The sequence below is a fragment of the Nitratifractor sp. genome, from assembly GCF_015487065.1.
Classification (GTDB): domain Bacteria; phylum Campylobacterota; class Campylobacteria; order Campylobacterales; family Sulfurovaceae; genus Nitratifractor.
The window spans coordinates 1-13,829 of the sequence record NZ_WFQN01000120.1 but is presented as its reverse complement, the minus strand read 5'-3'; the positions used below and the strand labels follow the sequence as shown (position 1 = coordinate 13,829).

At 51.2% G+C, this 13,829-nt stretch carries 14 protein-coding genes and 1 pseudogene; 3 read left to right on the top strand and 12 right to left on the bottom strand.

The window, feature by feature from the left end:
- Positions 1–104 precede the first annotated feature (104 nt).
- From F8I07_RS06485 to F8I07_RS06470, 4 genes are all read right to left on the bottom strand, one after another.
- A complete protein-coding gene (locus F8I07_RS06485) occupies positions 105–866 on the bottom strand; it encodes a CpsB/CapC family capsule biosynthesis tyrosine phosphatase (protein WP_292657278.1) in 762 nt (253 codons plus the stop codon).
- Complete coding sequence (locus tag F8I07_RS06480) at positions 863–3,202, bottom strand: polysaccharide biosynthesis tyrosine autokinase (RefSeq protein WP_292657275.1); 2,340 nt, start codon at positions 3,200–3,202, stop codon at positions 863–865. Before F8I07_RS06480 ends, F8I07_RS06485 begins: the two co-directional genes overlap by 4 nt.
- A 262-nt stretch (positions 3,203–3,464) precedes the next feature.
- Positions 3,465–3,881 (bottom strand): cytochrome c, encoded by a 417-nt coding sequence (locus tag F8I07_RS06475; protein ID WP_292657272.1) that lies wholly within the window; start codon positions 3,879–3,881, stop codon positions 3,465–3,467.
- Positions 3,882–3,943: 62 nt separating this feature from the next.
- The gene (locus F8I07_RS06470; RefSeq protein ID WP_292657270.1) at positions 3,944–5,176 is read right to left on the bottom strand and encodes a mechanosensitive ion channel domain-containing protein; all 1,233 of its coding nucleotides are present in this window, start codon (positions 5,174–5,176) and stop codon (positions 3,944–3,946) included.
- 120 nt (positions 5,177–5,296) lie between these two features.
- Here F8I07_RS06470 and F8I07_RS06465 point away from each other — a divergent pair, with 120 nt between their 5' ends.
- The 3 genes from F8I07_RS06465 (at position 5,297) to ppa (ending at position 7,569) form a co-directional block, all read left to right on the top strand.
- Positions 5,297–6,262 (top strand): TAXI family TRAP transporter solute-binding subunit, encoded by a 966-nt coding sequence (locus tag F8I07_RS06465; RefSeq protein WP_292657267.1) that lies wholly within the window; start codon positions 5,297–5,299, stop codon positions 6,260–6,262.
- Between the two features lie 150 nt (positions 6,263–6,412).
- Positions 6,413–6,982 (top strand): 6-carboxytetrahydropterin synthase, encoded by a 570-nt coding sequence (locus F8I07_RS06460; RefSeq protein ID WP_292657265.1) that lies wholly within the window; start codon positions 6,413–6,415, stop codon positions 6,980–6,982.
- Positions 6,983–7,047: 65 nt separating this feature from the next.
- Positions 7,048–7,569 carry an inorganic diphosphatase gene (ppa, locus tag F8I07_RS06455; RefSeq protein ID WP_292657262.1) on the top strand — a complete coding sequence of 174 codons (522 nt, stop codon included), beginning with the start codon at positions 7,048–7,050 and terminating at the stop codon, positions 7,567–7,569.
- Positions 7,570–7,921: 352 nt separating this feature from the next.
- Here ppa and F8I07_RS06450 read toward each other — a convergent pair whose 3' ends face one another.
- The 8 genes and pseudogenes from F8I07_RS06450 to F8I07_RS06415 all read right to left on the bottom strand — a co-directional run.
- The gene (locus F8I07_RS06450) at positions 7,922–8,731 is read right to left on the bottom strand and encodes a DUF2231 domain-containing protein (protein ID WP_292657259.1); all 810 of its coding nucleotides are present in this window, start codon (positions 8,729–8,731) and stop codon (positions 7,922–7,924) included.
- 47 nt (positions 8,732–8,778) lie between these two features.
- Complete coding sequence (gene hemJ / locus F8I07_RS06445) at positions 8,779–9,210, bottom strand: protoporphyrinogen oxidase HemJ (RefSeq protein ID WP_292657256.1); 432 nt, start codon at positions 9,208–9,210, stop codon at positions 8,779–8,781.
- A gap of 1 nt (position 9,211) precedes the next feature.
- A complete protein-coding gene (locus tag F8I07_RS06440; RefSeq protein ID WP_292657253.1) occupies positions 9,212–10,798 on the bottom strand; it encodes an endonuclease/exonuclease/phosphatase family protein in 1,587 nt (528 codons plus the stop codon).
- A 10-nt stretch (positions 10,799–10,808) separates the two neighbouring features.
- On the bottom strand, positions 10,809–11,192 hold the full coding sequence (gene crcB / locus F8I07_RS06435) for a fluoride efflux transporter CrcB (RefSeq protein ID WP_292657249.1): 384 nt from the start codon (positions 11,190–11,192) through the stop codon (positions 10,809–10,811).
- 3 nt (positions 11,193–11,195) lie between these two features.
- On the bottom strand, positions 11,196–11,546 hold the full coding sequence (locus F8I07_RS06430) for a DUF190 domain-containing protein (protein WP_292657247.1): 351 nt from the start codon (positions 11,544–11,546) through the stop codon (positions 11,196–11,198).
- Between the two features lie 27 nt (positions 11,547–11,573).
- Positions 11,574–11,945 (bottom strand): helix-turn-helix transcriptional regulator, encoded by a 372-nt coding sequence (locus F8I07_RS06425; RefSeq protein ID WP_292657244.1) that lies wholly within the window; start codon positions 11,943–11,945, stop codon positions 11,574–11,576.
- 12 nt (positions 11,946–11,957) lie between these two features.
- On the bottom strand, positions 11,958–12,863 hold the full coding sequence (locus F8I07_RS06420) for a DnaJ C-terminal domain-containing protein (RefSeq protein ID WP_292657241.1): 906 nt from the start codon (positions 12,861–12,863) through the stop codon (positions 11,958–11,960).
- Between the two features lie 357 nt (positions 12,864–13,220).
- Positions 13,221–13,829 (bottom strand): annotated as a pseudogene (locus tag F8I07_RS06415) (bifunctional phosphoribosylaminoimidazolecarboxamide formyltransferase/IMP cyclohydrolase PurH); the annotation flags it as partial.

Below are 13,829 nucleotides of genomic sequence, written 5' to 3'. Positions count from 1 at the left end.
CTGCAAGCCAAACGAGCCTTTTCATAAATATCTCCTATATATCAGGGTGATATTGTATAATATCGTACCAATTCTAAATAAAAGATTAATATCCGATTAACAAGTTACATCTTGTCGTTTTTTATAGGGTTGATGGAAACCAGTTGATAAAATTTCTCAAGTCCCAAACTTTTTTCGAGAAACTCCAATTGTTTGACGGTATGTAGATCGCTTCCCAAATAATCGATCCAGCCCTTCTCTCCAAGCCAAAGAGCCTTTTGTGCCGCTTCCCGTCCGTAATATCCTCCCAAAGAGTTGATATTGACCTGAAATGAAACCCCCATCTCCCGTAATCGCCCATAAAAAGTTTCCGGATCTTCAACATAACGATAACGCTCAGGATGTGCCAAAAGCGGCTGATAACCCCGTGCACTGATTTCATAAACCTGTTTTTCAAAGGATAAGGGTTCATTGTAATAAGAGGTTTCAAAAAGCACCATCCGATCCCCAATGGTCAGGATATCCTCCCGTTCAAGCCGTCGGAGAAACTCCTCATCCAAATAATATTCAGCCGCCGCTTTGATCTCTATAGAGATCCCTTTTTGATCAAGTGCTTCACGGAGTTTTTCAGCCCCTTGACGAATCGTCTCACTGCTGTTTCGGTAACTGTCAGCCATCACATGGGGGGTTGTAATCAGCCGACGATAGCCGAGAGCGCCCAAACCTTCAATCAGTTTCAACGACGTCTCCAGATCGGGAGAACCGTCATCGATGCCGGGAATCAAATGAGAATGTATATCGGTAGACAAAGGGAGTCTGTCCGGAGTATATTCAACAACTGGCTCCTCCCTCTGAGTTTTTTTTCTCCTAAAAAAGGAGCGTATCACTTGTCATCCTCGTGATAATAACCGTATCCGTATCCATGCCCGTAACCGTAACCGTAACCGTAACCGTAACCGTAACCGTAGCCATAACCGTGTTTGCTCGGATCAAAATCGTTGAGGATATACCCCATTCCCTGTTTGCCGTTTTGGGCATAGAGCTCATTGAGCGTCCTCAGGAACGGTTTGCGGGAATAGCCTGCCCGAAGGACATAGACCGTCACATCTGCCATTTTCATAATAAGCCGTGCATCGGTAACCAGTCCGATGGGAGGTGTATCCAGAAGAACCACATCGTAATGTCGACGAAGTACCTTGATCGCCTCGGGCAGAATCACTCCACCGATCAATTCACTTGGGTTAGGAGGCACTGGCCCCGAAGAAATCACGTCAAGATTCTCATAAGCTGTCTGCTGTACCACATCAATGAGTTTGGCATGTCCGGAAAGAAGGTTGCTCATTCCTTTTTTATTTGGAACCTTGAAAAACTTATGCAACGTTGGTTTACGCATATCCAGGTTCAGGATAATGACCCGCTTCCCGGCCAAAGAGATGATAGCTCCGAGATTGGTCGAAAGGGTACTTTTTCCCTCTCCTCCGATCGTCGATGTAACGGCGATCACCTGTCCCTCTTCACGCGGATTCATAAACAACAAATTGGTCCGGATACTCCGGAAGGCTTCGGCCGCTGCAGATTTCGGTTTGTCCAAAACAACCAGATTGTCAGTTTCCGCATTGAAATGGGGAACAATCCCCAACTTCGGTACCTCCGTCACAGAATCAACATCTTCATCGTTTAGAATCTTGTCATTGAAGAAGTCCTTCAAAAAGGCATAGCTAATCCCGAGAATCAACCCAAGAATCAACCCGACCATAACAATCAGACTACGTTTCGGCTTGATATGGGTACCAGGGTGAACGGCACGGTCGATGATACGGTTGGCGCTGACCGTCGACGCTTTTTTTATCTCCGTTTCCGTTTTCTTTTCCATCAGATAAGAGTAAAATTTCTCATTGGAGGCAAATCGACGCTGCAAAGCCAGAAAATTTCTCTGGTCTTCCGGTAGAGAAGCCAACTCTTTCCGAAACTTCTCCATCTGTTTGTCGAGAAACTTCTCCCGTTCTTTGACGGAACGATAGAGGTTGCCCACCGATTGGATGATGATCTGTCTCAATTGTTCAATCCGGCTCACCAGTTTCTTGACCTCGGGATAGGCAGACGTATAATCCCGCAAAAGTTCCTTTTTCTTCAACACCGCTTCTCTGAGCGCATCAACGATTGAGGCCAGCGATTTATCCTCGATCCCGATTCCCGCCAAGGTGAGCGTCTCCAGTTTTTTCCCTTTTTTGACCTTTTTGACCAAGGCATTGAGAATATCTTCCTGGAGTCTCAAAGTAGAGAGCTTCGCTTCATAATCGCCAAGCTGTTCAGAAATCCGTTTGATCTTCTCATCCACATCGATCGTCTTGGTCTTTCGTTGAAACTTTTCGAGATTGGCTGCGGAGACTTTCAGGTTCTCGGCCAGCGTTTTGAGCTGGGAGTTGATGAACTCCAGAGTCTTTTCCGCCTCCTGGGTTCGCCGTTCGATATTTTGCTGAAGGTAGGCATCGGTCAGTGCATTGACAAACTCTTTGTCCCGGAGAGGTACAGTATCGGTAAAGGTAATCTTGATAAGGTTGGCAAACTTGGAAACCAACGCATCATTGACCCCGCCACGAACTTTGTCAGGCAGAGTATCGGGGTTATCCACGACAAATTCATACTCACTCTCCGTCATCTCCTTTCCCGGCTTTCGCCGAACGACCAGGACAAAATCTCTTGTATGAATTTCACGGCCGTAATATCCGACTCCGCTGTAGTTTTTCTTGTCCAACTTCGCTTTGAGGCGATAACGATTCTTGTCGATCGGTTCCAGGGTAAAAGGAACACCGAACCCTTTGGTCATCTCCACAGTAAAAGGCGAATCTTTATAGAGCTCGTGCTTTTTCAGATGTTTGCTGATGTAATAATGATGACCCATATCGACTTTTTTGAGCGCTTTTTCTGCGACAAAACGGGATTTGATAATCTCCATTTCTGTATAGAGACTGTTACTCCCCTCACCCATCAAAGCGCTGGCGACCCCGCTTTGAGCACCGCCGAAAACATAGCGCTTGTTTACCGCAACTTCCACTGTCGTATTCGCCTGGTAGATATCGGGTTTGAAATAAGCATAGATGGCACTAATGATCAATCCTGCCAACGTGAAGAGAATAATCGCATACCGATGGCGATAAAGTATGGCCAGAAGCTGCTTTAAATCGATTTCATCTTCATTGGACTTCAAAATCTCTTGTGCCATCGGTATTCACTCCATATTTTATCGCTGAGCCTGAACTCAAACAACTGTTTTAAAATTAACTGAACTGTCGCTCTGATCAGAATGTCCAGCATTGAAAGAGGATTTTTTAGGGTTTACAAGAAGAGTATCTTCCCCCGACAAATCCGGTAAAAACTCTTTTATCCCAGTCTTTCAAAAAATCGCCAAGATTATACTATTATTTCTATTGCAAATTTCTGAGTGACAAGTTAGGATTGAGGTTTTGAAGAGTACGAAAGGGTTTTTATTGCCTGGGAGGAGAAAGATCTTTTTTGCGATCCTCTCCAGAGAGCTTTTTTTCAACCAGCATCTTCGCGACGCATTTCGCTTCTTCCTCGGTGAGGGTTTTCTCCATCGAGGGCATCAACCCGTAACGGTCCAACGAGGGACAGAGTGCTTTGTCGATGCTCGGAGTTCGGATGTAGTCGGCAATGAAACGGATCGCATCTTCCCGAATCGGATACTTCTCTTTGACCTTCAGCACTACCTCGTCGATAGGGGGCCCCAGCAGCTTCTCCCGTTGGGCAGGAGTCACCTGTCGGGTCGTATGGCAAAGCTGACATTTGGCTCGGAAGATCGTTGCGCCGTCGGGACCACCGGCTATCGAAAGGCTTCCCGTTACCAAACTCAACAAAGCACTCATCACTCCGAATCTCTTCATCGAAAATCCTCTCCCCTGTTGCCTGAACCGGCAACGATTTGGCGGAATCTTAGCACAGGATTCTATACCGATGATGAACCGCTGCGTTCCCCCGCCGCCTCCAAGAGGATCTCCTGCCGCGGGACGGCAAGCTCCAGCGACGACTCATCGACGATATGCAGGATTTTCTTGATCACATCCTGCTTGACCCGAAGCCATTCTTCCCAGTTGACCGAGATCGAAAAGGCATAGATGAGTACATTCATCGAATACGCTCCGATCTCGTCCAGATAGACCAGCAGTGTCCGCCGTACGCCATAACGGTCTTCGATATTGAAGAGACCGTTTTCATAGGTCTTTTTCATCCGCCGGATATAGCGGAGTTTGTTTTTATTGACGATATCGGGATGACGGTGAAGCATCTCATAGATCTCATAAATGACCCGTTCCAACTCCCGGGTATCGGTGGTGAGTTTGAGACGCAGATGGAACTTGATCCTCCGCCCTACCATCCGTCGCGTCCAGTTTTTGACATAAGTGTTGGCCAGGATCGAGTTGGGAACAGTCACCAGCGCATTGTCGAAGGTACGGATCTTAGTAGAAGTCAACCCCATCTCCGTAACGAAACCCTCCACCTGATCGGTTGCGATCCAGTCCCCCTGCCGAAAGGCATCCTCACTTACCAGCCGCACCGAATCGAGAAAATTGGTAATGGTATCTTTGGCCCCCAGACCGATGATGGCACCCCCGATCCCCAGGGAGGTCACCAGAGCCGTCAGGTTGATCCCAAACCGTGAGAGCACCAGCAAAAGAAAGAGAAACCCCAGAAAGACCCGTGAGATATTCAGAAAAAGGTTGTAAAGCTCCGTTCTTGCCTCTTTTTGACGCTTGATTTTGTGACTGAGTGTCAAATAGAGCAAAAACTTGACAATTTCATAGATCCACCAGAAGAGAAAGAGCCAATAGAAGGTGAAAAAAACTGTATCAAGCCAGAGGGTCGACCAAAAGATCTCCACTGCCTTCTTCAAAAGATAGATTGTCAATAGCAGGCGTAAAGGTCGGATCATCCGGTCGATTCGCATAAAAAGAAGACGATAAAACTCTTCACGCCGATGCCGATAAAGGGAGTACTTGATCCAGCGTAACAGCGGCCGGCGCATCAGCCAATTGAGCACTGCTGCCACCAGAACAAACATCAACGCCACCAACAATTCTCCCGGGGTGGCATGAATCCAGGTGACAGAGTGGACGATCGTCTCGGGAAGACGGCTGTTGATCAGACTAATCAGATGCTCCATAAGAGCGATTGTAGCCAAACTCCTCATAAAACCGCCATCTCATCAAGAATGCTTAACTCAAAATCTGTATAATAGAAAATAATTCAGTGTTTGAATCAAGAGATTATCAGGGAGATCTCTCCCCGAAAAGGAGTCTGAATGGTCGGTAAATCTTTTCGTAAGTTTGGCAAAACCTCCCTCACCTCTCTCCTACTCTCTAGCACACTATTCGGCGCCCAATTCATTACGATCGGCACCGGAGGCGTCACCGGGACCTACTATCCGACCGGCGGTGCCATCTGCCGACTCATGAATAAAAGCCGCAAAGAGACCGGGATCCGATGCTCCGTAGAGTCCACCGGCGGTTCAGTCTATAACGTCAACGCCATTCATGCAGGAGATTTGGATTTCGGTATCGCTCAATCCGATACTGTTTATCAAGCCTATCACGGTGAAGGCAAATTCAAAAGCAAACCGATGCGGGAGCTTCGCAGTGTTTTGGCTATTTATCCTGAACTGTTGGCCTTGGTCGTCCGCAAAGATGCCGGAATCAAAAAGCTCTCTGATATCAAAGGGAAGCGCATCAACATTGATATTCCCGGTTCCGGTACCCGAATGACCGCCGAGGTTGTTATGGAGGCTTTCGGAATTCAAAAATCCGATCTTTCAAAAGTCAGAGAAGAGAAATCTACCCAAGGCCCCACCCTGCTGAAACACAATAAGATTGACGGTTATTTCGGTGTCTTCGGTCATCCCACCGCCAATATCAAAGATGCCGCCTATTCTGTCGATATCGATTTGGTTCCCATCGAAGGCGAACCTGTCGATAAACTGGTTGCCCGATACCCCTACTACGCCAAAGGGATCATCTCCGGCACCTTTTACAGGGGCGTCAGACACGACACCCCAAGCATCGGAGTCAAAGCGGTTCTTGTCACCAGTGACAAGATGCCACAAAGAGTCGTCTACGCCCTCACCAAAACGATCCTGGAGAACTTCGATAAATTCAAAAAGCTCCACCCCGCCTATAAGACCATCACCAAAAAATCGCTACTTGACGGTTTGGCGATCCCCCAACATCCCGGAGCCGTCAAAGCTTTCAGAGAGGCAGGGCTCATCCCGTAAGCTCATCTTCTAAACCGTAAGGATCATCCTTTTCATTTTCTTCTTTCTTTCCTGCTATCATAAGCGCCAAGTAATGAAATGCTTGCGAAACAAAGTTTTCCGAAATTTCTCATTTCTAACTTCTAATTCGCGAACGAAAGTGAGCACAAAATGCGTTGGATCATCGACAAATCTTTCGATTTCTGTTACGGCCATCGGGTCTGGTCCCAGAGCCTCGACAAAACCTACAGTCTGGACGAATGCCTCATGTGCCGGCACCTTCACGGGCACCAGGGACGGATCAAAATCTTTCTCTCTTCGGAGATCCTCACCGACGGGATGGTCACCGATTTCAAACACCTCAACTGGTTCAAAGCCTGGCTCGACGCCACTCTGGATCACAAGTTTATCCTCGACCGTAACGATCCCCTCTTTTCCGATCTCATGAGCCACTATGCTGACGACAAGGGAAAAATGAATGAAGCGAAATTCTACGTTCATCCCGAGGGCTACTGGACCCCGAGGTTGGAGCTCCTCACAGAAGCCCCCGCCCCACTGATCGAAAAGTACGAAGGGATGGTCATCGTCGATTTCGTCCCCACCAGCGAAAACCTCACCGCCTGGATTCTGGGGATCGTCAGTGACCGGATGCGGGGTCTGGGGGTGAAGGTCGAAGCGGTGGAGTTCTGGGAGACGCCCAAATCCCACTGCAGGGTCGAGACAGGAATCCCGAAGGACTGACAAGCCGAACCCGACGGCTTCTATGCTAAAATCCCGGGAAAATCAATCTAAAAAAGGATAGTGCAATGGATATCAGCAAAATCGGACACGGTGAAGTCCCCGACGCCGTCAAGGCGATCATCGAAGTCCCCTATGGCTCCAACGTCAAATACGAACTGGACAAAGAGAGCGGTGCCATCGAAGTGGACCGCGTCATGTACTCGGCGATGTTCTATCCCGCCAACTACGGCTTCGTCGCCAATACCCTCAGTGACGACGGCGATCCGGCGGATATCCTGGTCATCAGTGAGTATCCCCTCTATCCCGGCAGCTACATCAAAAGCCGCCTGATCGGTGTTCTGATGATGGAAGACGAGAGCGGCATCGACGAGAAGCTCATCGCCGTTCCTGCCGACAAGATCGACCCCACCTACAAAAACATCCGTGACATCGATGATCTGCCGGAGCATACCCTCAACAAGATCAAAAATTTCTTCGAAACCTACAAGATGCTCGAACCCAACAAATGGGTCAAGGTCACCGGTTTCGAAGGCAAGGAAAAAGCGACCAAAATTCTCGAAGCCGCCATCGAAAACTACAAGAAGTAACTTTCATTTCTCTCCCTTCGGGGAGAGCCTTCAACATTCCACTTATAACATTTTTTATCCCTCTAAAAAACTGATCTTTGAATGGTCGGATTCCCTATGACTTCGGAACGATTTTGCACTTCGACGTTCTAAACTCGATTCATGATCGAAGAAACCATGGGCCTTTGGAGCCTTAAATGACGAATCAAGTCGGATTGGTCAGATTTTCTTCTGGAAGCAATGCATAGATGAACGCGTTTTATCACAAGGTTTACATCAAAAAAAGAAAAGAGAAATAAAACGACTAAAACGTTAGCGAGACGAAAAGACATCTCCGATTTCCGGACACGTCCCGGAGTACGGAGAGATGGTGTTACTCGGAAGCAGAAGACTTCTCCCCTTCGGCGGGAACATGAGTCGCAGAAGCGGCCCCTGCCGCGGGAGCGGCGGGAACTTCATGGGCGGAAGGAGCGGTTTCACTTTCCGGAGTTGCTTTCTCTTCTGCTGCGGGGGCGGATTCGGCAGCAGGAACCTGGGCTGTGGAAGCCGGCTTTTCCTCCGTCTTGGGAGTGCTGGACTCGCCCTCTTTCACCTCTTCGGCAGAGGCCTTGGGAGCCTTCGCCTCCTCAGACTTCGGTGCCTCGGCGGAGGCGGGCTCGGCAGCCACGGATGCCTTACTCTCACTTGCTGTAGAAGCCGGAGCCGTCTTGACGTTAACGCCGTATTCGAAGACCAACTCCTTGCCCTTTTTGGCCGTATTGATCGTCAGCGCGGTAAAGGCGATCAGAAAGAGCAGAAAGATCACACGCATCGGTGTTTTGCGAATCAAAACACTCAGAAGCTTGATCACTGCCAGAACCAACGCACTGTAGACCAGATAGATTCCCTGAGTCTTATGGGCTTCAAAGAGACTCTTGACCTCTCCCGACTCCAGCACAGATCCTGCCTGATGGGCATCGGCTGATCCGGTGAGATAGGCACCGAAGAGAATCACCGCCAGCAGCAGCATCAGGACGAAACTGAAAACGCCCAGCGCCCGTTTCTTGGCTACCAGATTGACCAGCTCCATCAGGAGGATTACCATGGGCAAGGCAACCGCCAGATGAACCACACAGGGATGGACCTCTACGGGCACATGAAACGGCAACGGAAAGTCAGGGATCGAAACAGCAGGTAACGCCATGAGAACTCCTTGGATTAAAATCGTTGCTTCATTATATCAGAGGGGGGTTAAAAGGGTTTGACCACCACAAAAATCACGATCCCGATCATCAGCAGGGTCGGAACTTCATTGTAAAAACGGTAGAACTTTCCGGGTTTGTAGTGGGGGTTCTCCAGGAGCTTTTTGCGATGATATTCCAGGGTGAAGTGATAGGCAATCAACAAGGCCACAAAGAGAAGCTTCGCGTGCATCCAAGGCATATGCAACAGGGCCGGATTGAGCCAGAGCATCGTTCCCCCCGAGAGCACGGTCGCCCACATGGCCGGCACGCCGATGTATTTGAAGAGCTTGTACTCCTGGATCTTCACCACCTCTACGAAGCCCGGGTTGTCCGCATGTTCGGCATGATAGACATAGAGCCTCGGCTGATAGAAGAGCATCGCCATCCAGCTGACGAAGCTCATGACGTGAAAGGCCAGTATCCAGGTGTAGTACTCCATCTTATTCCTTTGCAGTTTCGAAATCGTTCCGGTCCCAGACGACCAGTTCTGTGTGACCCTTATAATAGCCTATCTGGGCTCTTTTTATCCTAATTTTCTCCCCCTCGGCGGGGATCCAGCGCCGCTTTTTGAAATGAATTCGCAGCTCTTTGCCCCCAACGCTGATACGGCGATGAAGATAGCGACCCCGGATATTACGGACGATGCGGTAACGGTCGGCGGGACGCTCCATCATCGAGGGATCGAAAGGAGAAATAAAAGCATCGGTGGCTATCCGTCCTCTCTCATGCAGAAGCTCCAGATCGGTGATCTCCGGCATTCCGTGATAGCGTTTGAACCCCTCGATCTGCAGATCATACCGTTCCCCCTCTTTCAGCCCGGCCGCCGCTCCGTAGACCAGGATCGCCGGACCGCCGGGGCGCTGCTGGAGCACGGCATTTCGACCCCGCTTAAAAACCACAACCGCTCCATCGAGGCATTGGGGCGAGGCAAGAGATCGCCACTGTCGCAGAGAGGCGATATCGATCTTCTCACATTTGGTAGCCGATGTTTTGGGAAGGGAAGGACGGCTGATCTTCTCTCCGGGCTCTTGGGTAATAAATGTGGCATAGATCGGCAGATGATCCGAGAATCCATGTCCCGTATGACGACCGTGACGATACTCCCAACGCTTGATCTGCCCATATTTTCCGAAGAGATAAGCGGGACGAAAGACCCCGAAACTCCCCCGTTTATACTCCCAGTTCTTTCCATCGGCCAGGCTCGGGGGAATCAGTATCGCGTCGATCCCCTCCTTGTTGCCGTAGAAGTTGTGGCTCCAGCGTCGGGATGCCGGCAGCTCCAGCCAGAGGGTGTAGTGCAAAAAGGCCCCCGGATGGGCGAGAAGATCCCGGTAGCGAACCATCCGGCCGTTACGGGTCGTCACCAGGACCTGATTGATCCCGGTACGACCGTGGGTATCGTTGAGTTTCGCTTCGATGATCCGATACTCCTGCCAGTCACTGTTGAAATCCCCGAGCAGGAGATACTCCGCACCCGTCGGCAACCTTTCCAATCGCTTTCTCAGTGCTTTGGCATAGAGGATCCGTTCGCTCTCGGGGCCGCTTTTGGAGCGCCAGTGGTTGACAAAGAGCCGCAGCGGCGGATCGCTGCGCAGCTGTACCTCCAGGATCCGGCGCTGTCTGCCGCTGTAGGTAACGGGGATCTCCCGCTTCTTGGCAACCTTTACACGGCTCAACAGGGCCACATGAACCGGACGGCCCGCTCCAGTGGTGATCGTCCGATAGGGATAGGGACATCCGACACGCCCCAGCAGCTTTTGTAACCGCGCCAACACCCGGTCGTTCTCGATCTCCTGCAACGCAATCACATCGGCATCCAGATCGCAGATCACCTGGGCGGTATGCTGGAGTTTTTTGCGCAGCATCGCCTCGGACCAGCCATGGCGGCCCGGAATGTACTCTTCGTACTCGGTCCCCTGCCGCTGCATATCGAAGAGATTTTCGACATTCCAGCTGGCAATCTTCAGGGATTGGGCAAAGAGCGGCCCAAAGGCCAGCAAAAAGAGAAGAAGAAACCGCAAAGACATCAAAGAAAAATCAGAGTCCGTAGAGCCGTCGGAAGAGTGCCATTCCCGCCGTCGTCGCTCCGAGACAGAGGATCACATTGAAGAGAACGTTGGCCAGGGCTTTGGTGATCAATCCGTCCTGAAGCATCAGCACACTCTCCAGCGAAAAGGTGGAAAAAGTCGTCAGTGCTCCCAGCATACCGGTCACCAGGAGGGCCTTCTGCATCGGGGCGATGGTCTGTTCGAAATAGAGATAGAGGAATCCGATGATGAAGCTTCCCAGGACGTTGACTGTCAGGGTCCCGTAGGGAAAACCCGCTCCCACCAGCTTGTGCACTCCCGTCGAGATCAGAAAACGTCCCGTCGCCCCCAACGCACCGCCCAGAGCCACGGCCAGGATGATCTGCACTCCCATGGTTTAGTGCCTTTCTCTACTGACATTTTTGTAGCGAAGCACCTCCACGTTCGCGAGCGTCACCAATCCCTCTCCGATCATCGAATCGTAGCGGTCCAGAAAGTTCTGAATCGCCTCTTCCGATTCGATCACTTCGATCACCACGGGAAGCTTTTGTGAAAGCGACCAGATCTCAAAGGTATGCAGTTCCGTCTGGGCACCGATCCCGGCCGCCGCTTTGAAGACCGTCGCACCGGCCATTCCTTCCTCTTTGATCCGCATCAGCAGCTGCTGCCAGAGGGGTTTGCCCTCGAAGGTGTCGGAGTTGTCCAGATAGATCCGCATCACCTTCTTGCTTCCCAGGTACCGTTTCATGAGTTTTCCTTTCGCGTTGAGGCCGGCTTACTCTTCGAAAATCACGAGGTCGTAGCGGCTCTTTTTGACCACGGCTTTCCCGGCAGGGACGACACCGTGGCGGTTGGTTTTGCGCAGCTCTTCCCGGAGATACTCGATCTCCTGCTCCATCTTTTCCATCTGCTCCTTGAGGCGCAGGATCACATCGACCCCCGCCAGGTTGACCCCCATATCCCGTGTCAGACGCAGAATCATCTTCATCCGGTCGATATCCCGCTGGGAATAGAGGCGCATCCGTCCCTGGGTACGGGCCGGTTCGATGAGCCCGTCGCGCTCATATTGGCGCAGAGTCTGGGGATGGATCTTGAGCATATTGGCTACCACGCTGATGAGATAGACCGGTTCGTCGTAACTGTGCATTGGCTAACCTCCTTAGGCTTCGGGGAGTTTCTCTTCGCAGAGTTTTCGCAGATCCTCGGGCAGCGAATCCACATCCGGCAGAACGATATTGGCCACCAGATAGAGATCGCCGCGCTTGCCGGTTTTCCGATCGGGGATCCCTTTCTCTTTGAGTCGGAACTTCTGACCGTTTTTGGTGTTTTTCGGGATCTTGAGCGTCACCTCTTTCTCCGGGGTCTGGACCTTGATCTTGCCCCCGAAGAGTGCATATTTCAGCGGAACGTCGATCGTCTTGTAGAGATCGTTGCCTTTGCGCTCATATTCGGTGGAGGGTGCCACATCCACGGTGATCAGCAGATCGCCCCGCTGTCCCTGCCAACTGCGCCCTTTGCCCCGGACCCGCAGTGTCTCACCGCTCTTGATTCCCGCCGGAATCTTGATATCGAAGCTCTCCCCCTCCGAGGTGGTGATGTGGTGTTTGCCGCCGGTGATGGCGACATTGAAAGGGACCGTAATCCGTGCCCGGGTATCCAGATCGGGAGCACTGTAGCCTCCGAAACCGCCTGTACTGCGACGGCTGCTGAATCCGCCGGCCCCGCCGAAGCCGCCGGTGCTTCCGAAACCTCCGAAGCCCCCCGCTCCGCCGAACATGGCCCGCAGGATCTCTTCCAGATCCACATCGGTCCCCTGGCTGCGGGCAAAATCGCTGAAATTCTGTCCGCCGAACATCTGATCGCCGAACTGATCGTATTTCGCCTTCTTCTCGGGATCGCTCAGGACCTCGTAGGCGGCGTTGATCTCTTTGAACTTCTCCTGGGCATCGGGATCTTTGTTGATATCGGGATGGTATTTTCTCGCCAGTTTACGGTAGGCTTTTTTGATCTCTTCGGGTGTGGCGTTCTCACTGACACCCAATGTTTCGTATAGACTCTTGGCCATTTTCCTGCTCCTTGAGGCCCTCACCCTCTGTGAAAGCCCGACTGATATTTTCCTGAATTATATCAAAATAGTTTAGTCTGTGTCAATCAATTTACTTTAAAACGGTTCAACCCAAATTTTGCAGTAGAGTTTGCGACAGATGTGCCGATGCTCGGTCGGCAGGGGGGAGAAGCGGTTCAACGACACAAACTGCTTTGTGTCGTTCGCTTCGAACCCGAAGCGGTCGGAACGTAGCGAAGCCGCGTAGGCCAAGCCAAAACACAGGCGCACTTGTAAAGTGCGTCGAGGCTTTGGACGAATCGCCCATGTCACCGATGATCGGTGTAGATAGCGTGAAGTCTAGTGTAATTTTTGGGTTCAATGCAGAAAATGGCGTACTCCGGTGAAGTAGAGAGCGATTCCGTGCTCGTTGGCCGCCTGGATCACTTCCTCGTCCCGAATGCTTCCGCCGGGTTCGATGATGGCCCGGACTCCCGCTTCTGCCGCTGCATCCACGCTGTCGCGGAAAGGGAAGAAGGCTTCGCTCGCCATCGCTGCGCCACTGACATCCAGCCCCATCTCCTTCGCTTTTTTGAGAGCACACTGGGCCGCATCCACCCGGGAGGTCATCCCCATCCCCACAGCGACCATCGCGGAGTTTTTGACATAGACGACACAGTTGGATTTGGTCAGTCCCGCCACTTTCCAGGCGATCTCCAGATCCTTCATCACCTGGGGAGTGGCGGCGCTTTTGCTCACCTGCTTCGCCTCTTTGACTTCGTTGTCGCAGATACAGTCGGCGGTCTGATAGACAAAGCCGCCGTCGATATGCTTGAAATCCGCCGGATCCCCTGCCAAAACCAGACGTTCACTGTTTTGGGCAAAAAGCTTAATCCGTTTTTTGGCAGAGAAGACCTCCACCGCCTCCTCGGTGAAATCCCCGGCGATAATCACCTCCAGGAAAATCTCGTTCATCTTCTCGGCCAG

Excerpts from the sequence above, each read along its gene's own strand:
- F8I07_RS06480 (WP_292657275.1), bottom strand. The coding sequence starts at position 3,202 with ATGGCACAAGAGATTTTGAAGTCCAATGAAGATGAAATCGATTTAAAG.
- F8I07_RS06475 (WP_292657272.1), bottom strand. The coding sequence starts at position 3,881 with ATGAAGAGATTCGGAGTGATGAGTGCTTTGTTGAGTTTGGTAACGGGA.
- F8I07_RS06465 (WP_292657267.1), top strand. The coding sequence starts at position 5,297 with ATGGTCGGTAAATCTTTTCGTAAGTTTGGCAAAACCTCCCTCACCTCT.
- F8I07_RS06460 (WP_292657265.1), top strand. The coding sequence starts at position 6,413 with ATGCGTTGGATCATCGACAAATCTTTCGATTTCTGTTACGGCCATCGG.
- ppa (WP_292657262.1), top strand. The coding sequence starts at position 7,048 with ATGGATATCAGCAAAATCGGACACGGTGAAGTCCCCGACGCCGTCAAG.
- F8I07_RS06450 (WP_292657259.1), bottom strand. The coding sequence starts at position 8,731 with ATGGCGTTACCTGCTGTTTCGATCCCTGACTTTCCGTTGCCGTTTCAT.
- hemJ (WP_292657256.1), bottom strand. The coding sequence starts at position 9,210 with ATGGAGTACTACACCTGGATACTGGCCTTTCACGTCATGAGCTTCGTC.
- F8I07_RS06440 (WP_292657253.1), bottom strand. The coding sequence starts at position 10,798 with ATGTCTTTGCGGTTTCTTCTTCTCTTTTTGCTGGCCTTTGGGCCGCTC.
- crcB (WP_292657249.1), bottom strand. The coding sequence starts at position 11,192 with ATGGGAGTGCAGATCATCCTGGCCGTGGCTCTGGGCGGTGCGTTGGGG.
- F8I07_RS06430 (WP_292657247.1), bottom strand. The coding sequence starts at position 11,546 with ATGAAACGGTACCTGGGAAGCAAGAAGGTGATGCGGATCTATCTGGAC.
- F8I07_RS06425 (WP_292657244.1), bottom strand. The coding sequence starts at position 11,945 with ATGCACAGTTACGACGAACCGGTCTATCTCATCAGCGTGGTAGCCAAT.
- F8I07_RS06420 (WP_292657241.1), bottom strand. The coding sequence starts at position 12,863 with ATGGCCAAGAGTCTATACGAAACATTGGGTGTCAGTGAGAACGCCACA.